Origin of the sequence: Lacihabitans sp. CCS-44, assembly GCF_024343735.1 — a bacterium.
Lineage (GTDB): Bacteria > Bacteroidota > Bacteroidia > Cytophagales > Spirosomataceae > Leadbetterella.
Window position 1 is genome coordinate 60,148 of the sequence record NZ_RJUE01000057.1, and the last position, 18,138, is coordinate 78,285.

12 protein-coding genes are annotated in these 18,138 nt (G+C 36.8%); 4 read left to right on the top strand and 8 right to left on the bottom strand.

The genetic code is table 11. The features are described from left to right. The 3 genes from EGI26_RS11980 to EGI26_RS11990 all read right to left on the bottom strand — a co-directional run bounded on the left by EGI26_RS11980 (position 1) and on the right by EGI26_RS11990 (position 4,486). Positions 1-2,505 carry a YbcC family protein gene (locus EGI26_RS11980; protein WP_255078599.1) on the bottom strand — a complete coding sequence of 835 codons (2,505 nt, stop codon included), beginning with the start codon at positions 2,503-2,505 and terminating at the stop codon, positions 1-3. A gap of 95 nt (positions 2,506-2,600) precedes the next feature. Further along, positions 2,601-2,966 (bottom strand): hypothetical protein, encoded by a 366-nt coding sequence (locus EGI26_RS11985; RefSeq protein WP_255078600.1) that lies wholly within the window; start codon positions 2,964-2,966, stop codon positions 2,601-2,603. A 188-nt stretch (positions 2,967-3,154) separates the two neighbouring features. Next, positions 3,155-4,486, bottom strand: coding sequence for a neutral/alkaline non-lysosomal ceramidase N-terminal domain-containing protein (locus tag EGI26_RS11990; protein ID WP_255078603.1), 1,332 nt, complete (start codon positions 4,484-4,486; stop codon positions 3,155-3,157). Between the two features lie 143 nt (positions 4,487-4,629). Between EGI26_RS11990 and EGI26_RS11995 the strand changes: the two genes are divergently transcribed. After that, positions 4,630-5,061, top strand: coding sequence for a MarR family winged helix-turn-helix transcriptional regulator (locus EGI26_RS11995; protein ID WP_255078605.1), 432 nt, complete (start codon positions 4,630-4,632; stop codon positions 5,059-5,061). On the opposite strand, the gene EGI26_RS12000 is transcribed toward EGI26_RS11995, so the two are convergent. The 4 genes from EGI26_RS12000 to eno form a co-directional block, all read right to left on the bottom strand. After that, on the bottom strand, positions 5,039-5,521 hold the full coding sequence (locus EGI26_RS12000) for a hypothetical protein (RefSeq protein ID WP_255078608.1): 483 nt from the start codon (positions 5,519-5,521) through the stop codon (positions 5,039-5,041). The genes EGI26_RS11995 and EGI26_RS12000 overlap by 23 nt on opposite strands. A gap of 37 nt (positions 5,522-5,558) precedes the next feature. Then, positions 5,559-6,071, bottom strand: a complete 513-nt coding sequence (locus EGI26_RS12005; protein ID WP_255078609.1) for a low molecular weight protein-tyrosine-phosphatase — start codon at positions 6,069-6,071, stop codon at positions 5,559-5,561. An 8-nt stretch (positions 6,072-6,079) separates the two neighbouring features. Further along, positions 6,080-6,403, bottom strand: coding sequence for a septum formation initiator family protein (locus tag EGI26_RS12010; protein ID WP_255078611.1), 324 nt, complete (start codon positions 6,401-6,403; stop codon positions 6,080-6,082). Positions 6,404-6,574: 171 nt separating this feature from the next. Further along, on the bottom strand, positions 6,575-7,852 hold the full coding sequence (gene eno, locus EGI26_RS12015; protein ID WP_255078612.1) for a phosphopyruvate hydratase: 1,278 nt from the start codon (positions 7,850-7,852) through the stop codon (positions 6,575-6,577). Positions 7,853-8,060: 208 nt separating this feature from the next. On the opposite strand from eno, the gene EGI26_RS12020 reads away from it, so the two are divergent. The 3 genes from EGI26_RS12020 (at position 8,061) to sprA (ending at position 17,006) form a co-directional block, all read left to right on the top strand. Continuing rightward, a complete protein-coding gene (locus EGI26_RS12020) occupies positions 8,061-8,759 on the top strand; it encodes a thioredoxin domain-containing protein (RefSeq protein ID WP_255078615.1) in 699 nt (232 codons plus the stop codon). Between the two features lie 125 nt (positions 8,760-8,884). Continuing rightward, on the top strand, positions 8,885-9,478 hold the full coding sequence (gene ruvA / locus EGI26_RS12025; protein ID WP_255078616.1) for a Holliday junction branch migration protein RuvA: 594 nt from the start codon (positions 8,885-8,887) through the stop codon (positions 9,476-9,478). Positions 9,479-9,569: 91 nt separating this feature from the next. Next, a complete protein-coding gene (gene sprA / locus EGI26_RS12030; protein WP_255078619.1) occupies positions 9,570-17,006 on the top strand; it encodes a cell surface protein SprA in 7,437 nt (2,478 codons plus the stop codon). 92 nt (positions 17,007-17,098) lie between these two features. Here the strand turns inward: sprA and EGI26_RS12035 are convergent, their stop codons facing one another. Further along, positions 17,099-18,136 carry a hypothetical protein gene (locus EGI26_RS12035; protein ID WP_255078620.1) on the bottom strand — a complete coding sequence of 346 codons (1,038 nt, stop codon included), beginning with the start codon at positions 18,134-18,136 and terminating at the stop codon, positions 17,099-17,101. Positions 18,137-18,138 lie beyond the last annotated feature (2 nt).

Genomic DNA, 18,138 nt, shown 5'->3' on the forward strand with positions numbered 1-18,138 from the left:
TCAATTCTCATATTTAAATATTCTCAAATTGTCCATACTACTCTCAATGACCTCATCAAAATTAATGACTCCATCAATAATTACTTCCGGTGGGCTGTATGAAACCATTTTTTCGTCCTCAAAAACCGAAATCTCCGAAGTATTGGGATCTATTGTGGCCATCATAACCCATCCGTTTTTAATCCATTCATAGGTCGCATTATTACGTTGAATGACATCTAGCACAATGGCTGCATTCTGCTCAATCACCATCAAAAGTCGAACGGGGTCGTGGACTTCAATCATTTGATTGGGTAATCCTGGACGCAAATCACCGTCTATACCGTTGGCTACCCCAAAGAGTCCCATCACATTGTGCGGCAACTTAGAGCCAGCACCCAATTTTTGATTATCCACCCTGGAGAAATAATACTCCAAGTTTATACCCCCACAAACTGGCACTGCGGCATTTAAAATCCCTAACAATCGCTTTCCATCAGGGTCAATGCTGGCATCATAAGAATTCAGGAACGACCTTCTGTCCAAAAACAAACCCTTGGTTAAGGTTCGTTTACCAACAATACAAAGTGCATTGGTGGCATGATTGAGTTCTGGTCTTGGTTCAAAAAGTGAAACAGATCTTTCCAATATTCTATGATGAATATCGTCAGAAGTACTTTTGGTATTGATTGACTCAAATCTTCTAGAACGCTCTTTTGAATTGCTTTTAGAGGCGTAAGAAAACTTTCTTAAATTTGCTTTATGTAAAACCTTTTGAGATTCAGAAAGACTTTCTTCATCATAAAACATAATTTCATCCCTGGTAGTGTCTCTTAATCCTCCAATAAATCTAGTTCCTTCTGGAATCAGAATTCCTCTATTTGAAAGTTCTCGTCTAACCTCAGATTTATTAGCCATATAAGAAAAAACCCTTGAATTTACAGACCCTGCCCTACCCGAACATGCACCGCAGTCGTATGCGGCATAATGGGGATTATTTATACTGCTGGCTCCGTGTCCAACAACATAAACCAATGGGGCAAAATTCTTAACTAAGCCAATGCTCTTTAAAACATTCTCTACTCTGTCCACCATTTCTTCTACTTTAAATCCAACTTGAAGGTCAGTTTCAAATTCAAAATTATGGTCGATAGACAAATTAGAATTGCTATCCATGTGCTTAAAAGAGTGACTTACCATCGGCCCCATGGATGGTTTAAAGATATTGAGAAACAACTTAAATGCCGACCAAAATCCCAAGGTTTGAGCTATTAGCCAGCCACTTATGAAGTTATGGCTGTGTTTAGAGAAATGAGCGTCCTTTTCCATTTTTCTAACTAAGCCATCCTCTTTTATCAAGAATTTGGGAGTGACAGGTGCTGGGCAAACTTTTGTATAGAATTTACCTTCAATTGGCTTGAAAAAAAACTCGACTCCAAAAAAACCAGGCGTGCCGAATGTTTCACAATTGGGGTCTTCGAGTTCTAAATATCGGCGAAAAGAACACTCTCTGTCATCAATGCAAAACATGGCCTGAAAAGTCTTTTCAAAAACCTTTTCAGCATTTTCAAATTTTGTGTTTTCCCTAAGACCATTTAAAACTTCATCGTAGTAAGTCCACTCAAACGCCTTCTGCCAAATATGTATGGCTTCAAAATACTCGGTCAGAGGAATTTCACTAAAAAGAGGAGTGGGTTTATGAATAATGGTCGAGCTCAAAGGCTTCCAATTCTCCCCCATTTTGTCCTCAATGGCGTCCAATTCGAGTAAACATTCTAACTTTATCAACTCTAACAAACTAATTCGACGCGTTTCAAGTAGCGTTTCAGGAAGATTTTCTATTACGGAAACCATCCCTGACCAACCTTGATGTGAAAACTGTTGGTCAAAAACATACTGCTCATAGAGACTTTCATCACCTACTAAGTTGAGCAATAATTCAGACAAGGTATAATTGCCATCTAGAAAGATTTTCTTGATTTTTGAAGTTTTAAAAATAGAAGAAACTCCATTTTTCTCTAGCTCTTGAAGAGATTCTAGAAAGCCCAACTTGTCTATCGGAAACCTCCAAATGGCAATTCCTTGGTCTAAATAACTACATAGAAGTCGGAACAAAATAGGTTGAATGACCGAATCCAGATCTATTTGATATATTTCTTTCCAATAATTTCTAACAGCACCAATCCGCTCATTGGCGTTGTTGTCCAAATATTTATTTTTGAGCGTATCTAACCAATAACCAAGATTTTCGTCTCCTTTTTCTTTCACGATAACCTTAAACAAAGCAGACTCGGAAATTTTTCCTTCTTCATAAAACGACCTAAATTCCTTTATGGAAAGTGAGGTTTTATAACCAAAAATTGTTCTTGCAGTTCTTAAAGCATCTTCAAATTTTAGATGCTGAAAACCATGTAAAGTATTGTGATGCACAAAATCCTTGAGCGGAGCTTGTGCTGGTAAATAGTGTGCCAGTTGATGCAACAAATGTTGCTCATCAAATCCAGCAATATCAGTTTTTGATATCATATTTCAGAATTTTAGCAAGCAAAATGGCTTCTTGCTTGTGAGGTTAACGCTTAAATTTTTGATTTTTTCAAATCAATCAATTAATGTTAAACATCTCATATTCTGAGATTTCTGAAGATTATAAAGAGTGAAAGTTTTGTAAATAATTGTGATGAAGTACGAGTGGCTGAATTAGAACCGCTCTTGAAAGTTTGTGTGAAATAATTTGTACCAGCCGAATAGAAGATACAAAACTCCTCGTTAGAATCTGTATCTTCATCAGAAGATTCCTCCGAAACATCTTCAATTTCTGAAGAAAAAAGGAAAATATTTAGTGCGGTCTTTTTAGAATCAAATTCGTTATAACCATCTCTGGCGTGGGCCTTTTCATTTGAAAATAGACTTCTAGCATAGCTGTCTCCAGTGCTTATTCCAAGCAGCAGGATAATTACCAGAATCAATATTTTCTTGAATCTTTCCAAGGTGACAATTTGATTAATTCCCGTAAATCAAACAATAATTTTTCAAAAAAAGCTTCTGAGCCATTAATAATTTCTTAAAAAAAGCTTTTGAGCCTTAGCAAAAATGGAATAATATAATTTTTTAAAAAATTAAGTCAATTTCTTTATTTGTATCCGGGTAGAAGTTGAAAAATGATATTCTTTTTTTTCTATTTGCTCACTTTATCTACGATATCCTTCACTATTCTAGAAAAGTATGCACCATTTTGATAACCATACCACGACATCGTGGTCGTTTCGTAAAGGTCTCTGTCATAAAGTCTGTCTGAGGTAATATATCCCACATAGCTACCATTAAAACTCGTGATAATGAGATCGATACCTTTAGACTTTGCATAAGCATCCAACTCAATCATTAATTCTCCGGAAAAATCACAAGGCATCCCTAAAATAAGTGTATTACCCAGTTTTGTGATTTTAACAAATGTGGGATAATCACCAAATAAATACTTAAAAGCCCATGGTCTCAAAGCGTAATTCTGCGTTAACCTTGCAGACGGTTTATTCATCGGAACTTCCAGATATTCACTTATTAATGCACCTACGATTTCGCGGTTTTCAGAAAAAGATAGATGCTTTAGAACACCTTTTGCCTGATTATTGACTTCATCAAAATCATCTTTTCCTTTTTCAATAGGTCCCATGCTGCCTACTGCACCAGCCATAAATATCCCGAAAGTCTTATTTCCCTTTTCCAAAGAATCCATAACTACACCAGGATAATCTCTAGAAATAGCCATAGTTTTGGAATTCAAAACCGTAGAATGGGCTCCATAGGTTATCAAATTGGCTTTAGATCCATCATTCCGCTTGAAAATAATCGATCTAATCTCTGAATCCACCCAACCATCATCAATACCTAATCTATTTCTAATATCCTCTTTATCAACGCTTTCAGAATAATACAATTTTGCAGGTTTGAGGTTGCTCTTTGAATTCAGAATGGCTTTCAGGAATTTACCTGCTAAATTTTGCTCAATTTTTGGGTCATATGAACCCGCAAATAACCTTCCTGTAAGACTATTTCCCCATCCTCCCAAACTATTGTGGGTATGAGTAGCAGAGAGATGCACATCTTTTAAGCTGATAGACTTTGATTTTAATAAACTTTGAAGCTTTTCTGTTACATTTGGAGGAATAATTAACATATCAGCCGATAAAAAATATGCGATTCTGTTCCCATTCTCCACAGCCAAAACTCTCACAAATACAGAATCATGAATTACCTCAAATGCCTTTCCTTTACGTGATCCATAGCCAGCCATAGGACCATGTACTGATGGTGTAATGTTTATTTTCGACCAGCCGACAGACACATCTCCTTCACTCATAGAAAACTTTTGCTCAGCGAATTGTTTTTGCCATTTTTTAAAATGTTCAGTTTTTTCAAAAGGAACTCTATCAATCCTTTCAATTGAAATAACAAAGACTATAAATACAAATAGTAATAAATAAGCAAAAAACTTAAGAATCTTCTTCATGGTTTTTTAATTAAACATTTTATATCCTGGAAACTTTTAAGGGTAATTCCAAAGTTAAGGGTAATTTAAGTCAAAAAAATAGTTGCCTTAACAATATTTGACCAAATAATTATTCTTATATTCGCACAAACCTATAAAAACCTATGACCCATTCTGACAAAAGAGCCTATTTTTTTAAAATAGATTCTACTATTAAACGTATAAGATCGTTTATGCAAAAGAACCTAACTGAAGCACAAATTGACCTTACAGTAGACCAATGGGTAGTTTTAGATCACATTATGCCTAATGTAGGTATTAGCCAAAATGAACTTGGGGCTCTTACATGCAAAGATGCTCCAACTGTTACTAGGATTCTCGATATTTTGGTAAAGAAAGAGTTTATAGTCAGAAAAATGTCTGTCAGTGATCGCCGAAAATTCATTTTGGAACTTACACCTTTGGGAAAAGACTTACACAAGAAAGCTTTTGCAATCATAGCTAAAGGAAGAAAAAAATCATGGGAAAACTTGAGCGACAAAGACTACGAAGATCTTGTGAGGATTATGGACACTATTTACGCAAACGTTGATTGATTTTTTTCAATACCGCATTTCCTCTTGTGTAAATCCCGGGTGAAGTACTGCCTTGTAGAAAAATATTTTCTTGAATTTGCAATGCCAGCTCCTTTAAAAGTTCCGGAAATGATTCAGCAATTCGATAACAAACTGTCATTAAAAATGCTTTAGAAGCTATTGAAGATGTGCTATTCTGAAGAAACCCAAAGCACATATCGAAGACTTTACTTTGCAAATCTTCTGGAATTTGAATTTCTTGAAGCAAAGCAGTTCCGTCTCTTAGAATTCCCTCTTCCTCAGGAAATTCCTCAATTAAGCATAAAATCTTGTGACAAAGATTGTGAACTATTGGTAATTCTTGCCGTTTTAAACTTCTAAATGACCACAATATATTAGAGGCTACTTTCGCATTTCCAGATTCTAGTTTTTTAAAAATACTGGAGGCAAATGCTTCATCAGCATATATTTCTTTCGCCAATTCAGTTGATTCGAATTTAGAAATCCTACGATTTAAACTATTGAGTATCCTCTTTTGATTGGATGTCATGTTTTTCAATTAAATGCTCAACAAGGGATTCATTGCTTCTCCAAAGTGTTTGAAAAACTTCTTCAAAAACCTCTTCTCCCTCATAATAAGGATCTTTGACATCATGCACACCTCTAACTGTTGGATCAAAATCTCTGATTAAAAACAATTTTTCGGCCGAAGGCGGGGTTTTCTTATTGTCATAATAGAACTTATGGACATCTTCAAAATTTTGCTCGTCCATCACCACAATATGGTCAAAATCATCTAAATCTTTGGTACTCAATTTTCGACCCAAATGTGTGATTTCTATATTGTGTTTTGCGGCATTTTTAATGGTTCTTTGATCAGCCTTTTTGCCAACATGCCATCCCATAACTCCCGCAGAATCTGCCCATAAATTTTCAGAAACACCCTTTTCTCTAGCTATTTCATTGAAAGTAGCTTCGCCTATTGGGCTTCTACAAATATTACCTAAGCATACAAAAAGCACTTTTCTCATGCGAATTTTTATTCTTTTTCAGACAAAGGTTTATCATTTTCGTCTACCAAAACAAATACTGTTTCGCCTTCCTTTTTCATCAGGTATTTTTCTCTTGCATACTTTTCAAGGGAGGTATAACTACCAAGAACCTCTTTTTCTTCTTGTTTGATATTTTCAAGTTCTTGCTCAAAAAAAACTCGTTGAGATTGTAAATGCCTCAATTCTAGTGCCATGTCAAATTGTTTGATAAGATTTGACCTGTCAAAAAAAATTAACCAAACAGCTAGTACCAACGAAGAAATGACATAAAATCGATATTTCACAAAGAAGGATGAAGATATTTTTTTCATTTTAGGAAGGCATAAATTTTAAAATCACTCAAATATAAAAAAGTCCTAACAAACAAAAAAACGTTGGAGAAAAAATCTCCAACGCTTCAATATTTATTTACAAAATAATCAATTAGCACCCTCGGTCACTGAGCGAAACCCTTGGTCACTGAGCGAAACCGAAGTGCCGACTTAGAATTTTAGACCAGGGAAATAAGCCAAGTCACCCAATTCTTCCTCGATTCTCAATAATTGATTGTATTTTGCCATTCTGTCCGAACGCGAAGCCGAACCAGTTTTGATTTGACCACAGTTCAATGCAACAGCCAAGTCAGCAATGGTAGCATCTTCAGTTTCACCAGAACGGTGCGACATGATACTCTTGTATTTATTTCTGTGAGCCAAGTTTACAGCATCGATAGTTTCTGTCAAAGAACCGATTTGGTTTACTTTCACCAAAATAGCGTTTGCAATGTCTTGATCAATACCTTCTTGTAATCTTTTCACGTTGGTTACGAACAAATCGTCACCTACCAACTGAATTTTCTTACCAGACAATCTAGTCAATTCAGCCCATCCAGCCCAGTCATCTTCTGCCATACCGTCTTCAATAGATTTGATTGGATATTTGTCAACCCACTCATTCCAATAAGCAGCCATTTCCATAGAGTTCAACGACTTACCACTTGATTTCTTGAATGTGTAAAGACCTGTTTTGGCATCATAAAACTCAGAAGCAGCGGCATCCATAGCGATGAATACGTCTTCACCTGGTTTGAAACCTGCTTTTTCGATTGAAGTCAAAACGATTTCAATTGCTTCTTCATTAGATCCAATGTTTGGAGCAAATCCACCCTCATCACCTACGTTGGTAGAATATCCTTTTGATTTCAATACTTTTTTAAGATTATGGAAAATCTCAGTACCCATTCTCAATGAATCAGAGAATGTAGCAGCACCAGCTGGCATTACCATAAACTCTTGAAAATCAATTGAATTGTCCGCATGTGAACCACCGTTCAAGATGTTCATCATCGGAACAGGCAATGTGTTAGCATTAACACCACCCAAATATCTGTACAATGGTAAACCAGCCTCTTGACAAGCAGCTTTGGCAACTGCCAAAGAAACACCCAAAATAGCGTTGGCACCCAAATTACCTTTATTGGCAGTTCCGTCCAATTCTATCATCGTTTTGTCGATGTAATTTTGTTCGAAAACATTTACACCCAAAAGCTCGGCTGCAATTTCTTCATTAACATTTTTTACAGCTTTCAAAACACCTTTACCTACATATACTTTGTCGTCGTCATCACGAAGCTCAACAGCCTCGTGAACACCTGTAGAAGCACCAGAAGGTACCGCTGCACGACCCAAATACCCATTTTCTGTTAATACATCTACTTCTACAGTAGGATTGCCTCTTGAATCCAAGATTTGTCTGGCATGAATTTTAACGATTTGACTCATTTTCTTAAAATTAAATGTAAAATTTTGGCTTATTCATAGCGTAAAGCAAGCATTACAAAATGAAATAACTTGAAAAAACACTGCAAATTAAAGGATTATTTGGCGTATTGCCATAAATTAAAAATCAAAATTTGCAATAAATTTATATTCCAAATTTATATTAGTACAATATTTGCATACGTTTCTTTAGAAAAACCATTGTAATTAAATGCAAAAGACGACGCTATTTTTTTTATTGATTTCATTCTGTTCTTTTTCACAAGGTAACCACCTCTCTCTGGCTCCAAATGAATTCGATAAGACCATAAAGTTAGCAAATCCACTCCATTTAATAGACCTTCGTACGAAAGGAGAATTCGAGGCTGGACACATTAAAAAAGCCATTCATATTGACTACTTAAGGGCTGATTTCGAGGATTATATGAAGAGCATTTACTCAAAAAAAACTCAACTTATACTATATTGCCAATCTGGAAAAAATAGTGAAGATGCCGCTTCATATCTTTCTGAGTTGGGTTATGAAAATATCACAATTCTAAAAGGTGGATTTGAAAAATGGATATCCAACTCCAAACCTTATACTTCCAGCAAGAAGACTTTCGAACCTTTGGGTTTTATTTCTAGTGACAACTACTACACGCTTATCAGAAATAACAAATGGGTTTTGGTCGATTTTTATGCTGACTGGTGTGGCCCTTGCAAAAAAATGGCCCCCATTCTCTATAAAATAGACCAAGAATATAAAGAGTTAAATCTGCTCAAAATAGATGCAGACAAAAACACCAGTATGACCGAAAATCTTGAAGTTTCGGAAATCCCAACCATGATTCTCTACAAAAATGGCAAGCAAGTTTGGCGTCACACGGGAGTAATTTCAGAGGCTGAGATAAAATCTAAGATTTATTGATGGTTGTTAGGCTGGTTTGATTTTGATTTAATTTGGAGGGCCAAATAGGAGTTTTTGGTGTCAATATTGTCGAATTTGGCATTTTTTAGGTATTTTTGGGTTTGAATGGCACTTAAATTATAAATATGATTGCATTTCTTAAAGGCAGACTCGTAGAAAAAGAACCCACACACGTAATAATTGATGTCTCCGGAGTTGGTTATTGGGTAAAAATATCACTTCAAACGTATTCTGCACTTCAAAACTCGGCAGAAAATTGCCTTTTGCATACTGTCCAAATAATAAGAGAAGACTCTCATCAGCTTTTTGGTTTTTTTACAAAATCTGAAAGAGAATTATTCGAAAACCTCATTAGTGTTTCTGGCATTGGGCCTAGCATAGCTTTGGTGTTTTTGTCGAGTATGGACTCTATGGAAATAAAGCAAGCCATCATATCTGAAGACGTAAAAACGATTCAAAACATTAAGGGAATCGGTGCCAAAACTGCTCAGAGGGCTGTTATTGAATTGAAGGATAAGCTCAAAAAAGACATAATGGCTGAAGGAATAAACCCAAGTATGTTTACATCTGCCAACCATACTTTACGCTCTGAAGCTTTGTCTGCTTTAGTGACTTTGGGTATTCCAAAAGCGGCTGCTGAAAAAAGTATTGATAATCTACTAAAACGCACTGGGGGCGACATTACCCTTGAAGAATTGATAAAACTGTCTTTAAGATAGAATAACGTTCAATAAAAAATCTTCGTTTTTAGAATAATGGCAAGATTTTAGACGTTTAAAGCTATAAATCTCTGAATTGCATTCTCTTTTTATGCACCTAAAAATACCTTATAAACTCGTACTCCTAACGCTTTTAAGCTTCGCATTTTCTGCGAAAGCCCAGTTAACTGTTACTGATTCACTCGCGAGTAAGAAAACCAACAACTATTTAAATACTTGGAAAGACACTTACCTTAACAGATTCAACTATAAGCTATCTCCTTTACTTACTATTAGTCCTGACAGTCTCAAAACCAAGGTTTTGTACAATTCTGAAAAGAACAACTTTAGTATTGATGAAAAACTCAGCAATTCGGTAAATGTCAAAATTCCTCAATCCCTGACTTTTAATGAGTATTCAAGCATTCAAAATGCCATGCTTAGGCAAAGCATTATAAGAGATATTGAAAGGGCTCAAGATGGCAATACCTCAACTTCTGGAAAGAGGATAAACCCGCTTTTGGAGAAAAACCCTATCATGGACCGGATTTTTGGTGACAAAGTGCCAGAATTTAAACCCAATGGCTATGTAAGTGTTGACTTGAGAGCAGGAACGCAGTTTACCAACAATCCAATGACGCCATTGGCTCTAAGAAGACAACCGATTTTTGATTGGGACCAACAAATTGCGATAAACTTTAACAATCTTTTTGGGGGAGGTCAAAATAACAATCCCAATGCCGAAGATTTTGAGAATTCAAACACCCAAAACCCGAACAGCAGTCCTCGACTTCAAGATCTGACCAATATTCTTAGAAAAGCTGGTCAGACCAAAGAGAAAATGAACATTCTTGGGAATTTTGATACCAAGTCTTCTTTTGGGATGGAGAATAAATTTAAACTGAATTTCAAAAACGAACCAGAGGATATTTTACAAAAGGTTGAATTGGGTAATATCTCTATGCCGAATAGAAGCCAATTAATACCCGGAGTGCAAAACTTGATGGGTGTAAAACTCGGAATGAAGTTTGGCAAACTTGATGTTACTACGGTTTTTGCCCAACAAAACTCCAGAACAGAATCAATCATAATCAATGGTGGAAGCCAGAGCAGAGGATTTGAGCTTCGGTGCGATAATTACGACGAAAATCGACACTTTTTCCTTTCTCATTTTTTCAGAGACCAGTTTGAGAAATCTTTGAAAAACCTGCCCATGGTTACGTCAGGTGTAAGAATAACTAGAATAGAGGTATATGTAACCAACAGAACCAACAATGTGAGTTCGATGAGAAATCTGGTTGGATTGAGTGACTTGGCAGAGAAAAATCCATACCGAACAGACATTGTTATTCCGAACAACAGCATTCCTGCTGCTGACAATAAGTCTAATAACCTGTTTACTGGCTTGGTAAACAATGAATCTTTCAGAAGAATAGACAACAGTGGAAATATACTTTCGGGAATGGGCCTTAAAAATGGAGAAGATTTTGAATTATTAAGAGGAGCAAAAAAACTAACAGACAGAGAGTTTGAAATCCAGCCTGAGTTGGGATATATTTCACTGCTTTCTCCCTTAAGAAACGACGAGATTCTTTCGGTAGCCTATGAATATACCTACCAAGGACGTGCCTACAAAGTTGGTGAGTTAACAGAAGATTATGTGAGCAGAAAAGAAGACGAAGTTATCATTTTGAAAATGCTGAAGTCTTCAACCATCAGAAACCGCCTGAACAACCCGATGTGGAATCTGATGATGAAAAACGTATATTCTTTAGCCCAGGGACAAATCAAAAAGGAAGGTTTCCAGCTAAGAATTGTTTACAAAGACGATCAAACGGGCATGGACACGCCCAATCTTAAAGAAGGTAAAAACTTTGCCAACGTGCCTTTGATTGAGGCTTTGAGATTAGACAAACTCAATTTTAACAACGACCCCAAAAAAGATGGCAACTTTGACTATGTTGAGAATGTCACCATCAATGAAAAATACGGAAGGATAATTTTTCCAGTTTTGGAGCCCTTCGGAAGTCATATCAGTAAGCTATTTGAAGGCGAACCAGATTTACAGAAAAAATACGTTTTCGAAGAACTTTACAAAAAGACCTTGATGGATGCCCAGCAAGTGAGTCTAAAAAACAAGTTTTTCATCTCTGGAAGCGTTCAATCGGGTGGATCAGAAATTTCTCTTCCCTTGGGAGCATCGGGAGCATCGGTAAGGGTCTACGCAGGAGGCAATGAGCTAAAACAAGGCGTAGATTATACCGTTGATACCCAACAGGGTACCATAATAATTACCAATCAAAGTATTCTAAGCTCGGGAAGACAAATAAGAATCGATTATGAAAAACCAGATATTTTTCAGGCTCAAATTCGCCGTTTGTTCGGCATGCGGTTTGACTATACGGTTAGTAGATATTTGAGAATCGGCGGTACAGTGCTTTCCTTGAAAGAAAATACTCCTGGATTTATTACCAGAACAGCGATTGGCAATGAGCCCGTAAACAATACCATGTGGGGATTGGACATGAACCTCAAAAGAGACTTCATGGGATTAACCAAAATGTTGGATGCCTTGCCTGGAATTCAAACCAAAGAACCATCAACAATTATTCTGAATGCAGAATTTGCTCAATTGCGACCAGGAGTAAACAATAAGAAGGTAAAAGGCAACTCTATGATTGATGATTTTGAGTTTGCCAGAAACATAAATGATCTAAGCAGACAGCCTACCAAATGGAGACTGGCCTCAACGCCGGATGCTATCTTAAAGACCAATCCTGATTTTCCAAAAAATCAATACGCATATAATTATAACCGAGCCAAAATTTCAGCTTATACGGTGGATATGTCCGCCTACATTTCTCAAGGTTTTGGATCAAACAGCATCATTCCTGAAGAATTAAAAAATGAGGCGAATGGTAATATTTATACCAAAGGTTTTCAAATTCAAGATATCTTCCCAGGAAGAAGTCGCCAAGTATTTGCTCAACAGTTGCCTTCTGCCATTTTTGACTTATCATACTTCCCCTCTGAGCCGGGAATGTACAATTACAACCCGAACTTAAACCCTCAAGGAAAACTACCCGACCCAAAGAAAAACTTTGGTGCAGTGATGAGAGGAATAACTTTCGATGCTGATTTTGATAACTCTAATATTGAATATTTGGAATTTTGGTTATTAGATCCTTTTTCAGATGTTGTTAGGGCAAATCGAAACGAAGCCGTCAGAAATACGACTGGAGGAAAACTTCTTATACAATTGGGAGACATTTCAGAAGATGTGGTTCCAGATAGCAGATTCAATTTCGAAAATGGAATTAAGGAATCTGCCACTGGTTTGTCGAATCCAGTAAATACAGATTGGGGTTTGGCTCCTCGGACGCAGTTTATTACCGATGCATTTGATAATTCCGAAAGCATAAGATTGAAACAAGACGTGGGCTTGGATGGTCTTTCGAATGCCGAAGAGCGTGAATATAAAAACACCAATAGCATCAACAATAAGGAAGGAATTAAAGGATTTTTAACGACACTTGACGGCAAAAACATCGACCCACAAGCACTAGAAAGCATCAAAAGAGACCCTTCCAAAGATGACTTTAACTATTTTCTTGATCCCATTTGGGACGAAACTAATGCGACATTCCTTGAGCGTTTTAAGAATTATTTGGGAATGGAAAATAATGCACCGCCCATTAGCACCAACACCACCAACCTGAATAGTTCTTCTAATATCAACCAAGCGTCAACCAATTTAGCGGATAAAGAAGATATCAATCAAGACAATACCATCAATCAGGTAGAAGATTACTTCGAATATGAAATTGACCTAAATCCTTCTACAGGTAATACACCAAACTCAGGCGTTCTTTCAAAAAACAATTACATTGTAGATCAAGTAACGACCAACGGAGCTACTTGGTATTTGCACAGAATTCCGATCAGAAAACCAACCAGAAGTTTTCCTGTTGGAAAAGAAGGCTTCAAATCTATCAGATTTGTTAGAATGGTGACCACAGAATGGGAACAACCCGTTGTACTTAGATTTGCATCTTTACAGTTGGTTTCGAATCAATATAGGGTATATGCCAACAGTTTGACTGATAAAAGTGCATTTGAAGTACCTCAGGATAGCTCTAGCACTGCAGTTTTTAAAACCTCATCAGTTAACGTCGAAGAAAATGGATGTCCGCTCGATGGGGATTGTAATATAAAACCGGGTACAACTCCGTATGTAGTACCTCCAGGATTCATCAGAGACAGAGACTTCACTACGCAAATACTTACTCAAATGAACGAGCAATCCTTGAGTATGTCGGTAGAAGACTTGAAGGGTGGTGAGGCCAGAGCGGTATTTAAAAACACTAAATTAGACTTGAACATGTACAAACGCATAAAAATGTTTGTACATACCCAAAACAAGGATAATCAAGACGGAATCGCAAGTGTTTTTGTAAGAATTGGAACAGACTTGAAAAGCAACTATTATGAAATTGAAATTCCAAATTTAAAAACCACTGTAAACGGTTCTCAAGATGTATTTTCTATTTGGCCCAAAGAAAACGAACTGGATATTCCCTTGGATATGCTTCGAAACTTAAAGCTAGAGCGAAATAGAAACATGTTCTCGATGAACCAAAAATATGGCGGAGATAAATTAATTGACGTTTTAGGAACGGCTTCAGGAGCGAGTGGAGATAACAATATTGAAGAGAGCATTGTAAGAAAATACAAAATAAGTGTTGTTGGAAATCCCGATTTTAGCAATGTGCTGACCATGATGATTGGTGTTAAAAACAACGATACCATCAACAAATTCATAGGAAGAGAATTCACCGTTTGGTGTGATGAGCTTAGAGCGTTTGGATTTGACCAAGAAAATGGTGAGGCAGGGATTTTCTCAGCAGATATTAAACTAGCAGATGTAGGAACATTAATGCTAAACGGAAACTTCAAAAATTATGGTTTTGGTGGAGTGCAAGATAGAATATCTACTCGTTCTCGTGAGGTTTCCAAAGGATTTGGCATAGCATCAAATATTGCCATAGATAAGTTTTTCCCGATGAAATGGGGATTGAGCATTCCATTTTTTGCCAATTACGACCATCAAATAGTTACCCCAACTTTCAATCCACTGGACCCAGACATTAGATTAGAGGACGCTCTGCTTAATAGAAGTATTTTTCAAGAAAACCTTAGCAGAGAAATCGTAGAGGAAGATGCTGTTACGAAAGGTTTTAACTTTACGAACGTAAGAAAAACCAAAACAAAAACTGATAGAAAAGACCACTTTTATGATGTGGAGAACTTCACAGTTTCGTATGCTCAAAATCGCATAGAGAGACGAAGCATTTTATTGGATCAGAACTTGCAGACACAAACAAGGGCCGCCTTGAGTTACCAATATTCGCCAAAGGGCTTTACTTGGGAACCTTTCAAAAAAGCCAAAAATTTTGATAGGCCAATTCTCAAAAACTTAAAAGAGTTTAACCTTTCGCCTATTCCTAATTTGATAGCCTTCAGAGGTGATTATGATAAGAGTTATTTCTTGACGCAATATAGAAACGCCAAACTTGAGACCTCAGACATTTCGCCAAACATTATCAAATATTTCTTGGGAAACAGATATTATGATGCCCAATGGAATCTAACCAAATCAATAGTATTCTCTTACAATGCTCAAATGACTTCCATTCAAGACGATGTGGATTCAATAGGCACTGAAGAAATCAAGTTTTTCCAAGGCCTAAAAACTTTGGGTAGAGCAAAGAATTATAACCAAAAAATGCAAGCAACTTATCGCTTGCCACTGGACAAATTCTTCCTTTTAGATTGGATGAAAGCCGATTCAAGATTTAACAATAACTTTGGCTATACGGCTGGTTCGTTTAAAATTGAAGATGAAAATGGTGATGCTTTTGGCAATATGCTAGAAAACGGTAGAGAAATTGCCATAAACGGACAGGTAGATTTAGTAAAGCTTTATAACAAAATAAGATTTCTAAAAGCCGCCAACACGCCTGCCCCACCAAAACAAAGATTTACCAGAGCACCTGGGGATGACGAAGAAATTAAACTTCAGTCGACCAGCGTAACTAAAAGTGTTACTCGACTTCTGATGACTTTAAGAGGAATAAATTTTGACTTTGCTTTGTTTGAAACGACCTTATTGCCTGGATTTTTGCCTACTCCAAAATTGTTTGGATTGGACAACAACAATGAATTTGCTCCAGGTATTGAATTTGTGATGGGAAGTCAAAATAGAAACATACACAAAATAGCAGCCCAAAAAGATTGGCTTTCGAAGAGCATAGTTCAAAACAATCCATTCACGCAAACTCGCGGAGTGAAGTTTAACTTCGGAACAAGACTTGAACCATTCAAAGGCTTAACCATGCAAATTAAGGGCAATTTAACACGTGGTGATAGTTATCAAGAAATGTACCGACCAGAAACCGTAGGCGGAGGATTTAATACCTTGAACCCTGTAAGAAATGGCAATTTTAGTATGTCATTTTGGTCATTTAAAACGGGCTTTCAAAAAATGAGTAATGATTCGGCGAGTTTGTACCAATACCAAATATTTGACGATATGGTGGCCAACCGCCAAAAAGTAGTGGATAGGTTGAATAGTATAAATACAAACAGTGAAGGGGTACTAGAAGGTAAATATGACCTAAATTCTCAGGATGTTCTGATTCCTGCTTTTTTCTCAGCATATTCAGGTCAATCTTTGGATAAAATTTTTGCCAAATCCATCAAGAAAGGTGGCAAGACTTTCAATCCATTTTTATCATTCCCGATGCCCAACTGGCGGTTGGACTATCAGGGTTTAGAGAAGCTACCAGGTTTCAAAAAAGTGTTCAACTCTATTACCCTCAGTCACCAATATTCGTCAACTTACAGCGTTGGGAATTTTACTTCTTCGCTTGAATATGGCTCTCAATTGCTCAACTTAGCCATCAGAGATTATCCTTTAGGCGATAAAACTATTGAGAATTATACAAGTATCCCAATGATGAATAATAATACACCACTATTTGCACCAGCATTTATCATGAGTACAATTACCATGGAAGAGAAATTCTCGCCCGTTATTGGTGTCCAATTCACTACCAAAAAGAACTTCACTGGATCGTTTAACTGGAATAAAGAGCGTAGGGCAGCATTAAATTTATCTAACGCTCAGGTAGCTGAATACAATAGCCGTGATTTCGTTTTTGGAGTAGGTTTCAAACGTAACAACGTGAAGCTTCCGTTTAGAGGTAGAGACGGAAACTTGGTCGTTTTGAAGAACGACTTGAATTTCAGAATGGATGTAACAAGCAGAGATTTGAAAGTACTTCAAAGAAGATTGGATGGTGATGTTGTTCCTATTCAAGGTAATTATAACCTTCAAATAAGACCACAGCTACAATACCAAATCAACAAAAAGATAAACATGGGCATGTATTGGGAAAGACTGGTTAACACGCCATTCACATCCTTATCTTATGAAAGAACTTCATCCATATTCGGTATGAATGCGAGGTTTAATTTAAGTGATTAAGGTTTTTCCAGCTTCAGCACTAATCCTTTAAAACTAAAGAAGCTCCTCAAGCAAATGCCTGAGGAGCTTCTTTTTATATCGAAAACCCGATATCAATCTACCCAATCTGCAATAAAAAGATTGGTATCTCTCGTACCGCCATTGTCTCTATTCGAGCTAAAAATAAGCTTTTTACCATCATAAGAAAACATTGGAAAGGCATTGAAATTACTTTCTGTGGTGATTTTTTGAAGATTTGTACCATCCGCATTTATAACATATAACTGAAAATCATATCCTCTTTGCGAATGGTGATTCGAAGCAAAAATAATCTTATCGCCTTTTGGTGTAAAATACGGAGCCCAATTGGCTTTTCCCAAATTCGTAATCTGTTTTAAATCCGAGCCATCCACATTACACGTAAAAATCTCCATATTGGTGGGTGCCACCAAATTCTTTTTTAAGTTCTCTTTATATTCCTCTCTTTCTGCCTCACTGCTAAATCTCGAAGCTCTAAAAACCAATTTCTTGCTATCTGGGGAAAAGAATGCACCACCGTCATAACCCAACTCATGTGTGATTTGACGAACATTCTTGCCGTCAATATCCATAATGTACAAATCCAAGTCTCCGTTTCTTGTACTGGTAAAAACTATGCTTTTGCCATCGGGTGAAATGGTGGCTTCGGCATCATAACCTGGTGTATTTGTCAGTTGCTTTTTTATTTTACCTTTCAAATCAGCTACATAGATATCAAAAGTTTCATAGACTGCCCAAAGGTACTTTTTGCCCATATCAGGCGGCATAGGACAAGCATGTCCGCCCGCTTCATGGGTACTGGCATAAACCACGCTTTTGCCATTTGGCATAAAAAAACTACAGGTCGTTCTTCCCAATCCCGTGCTTATCAAGTTCGGCTTCTCGGTTTTAGTGTCTTTTTTTACATCTAAATAAAAGATTTGGTCACATTCTAAGCCCCACTGTTTATTGTCAGACTGAAAACTGATGTATTTGTCATTTCTACTGAAATACGCCTCGGCATTGTTGCCGCCAAAAGTCAATTGCCTAACATTTTTTAAGTGTTTTTCGTCAACACCTTGTGCCCAAAGATTATAAGAAATCAATGTCAGCAAGAAAACTAAACGGTTCATAT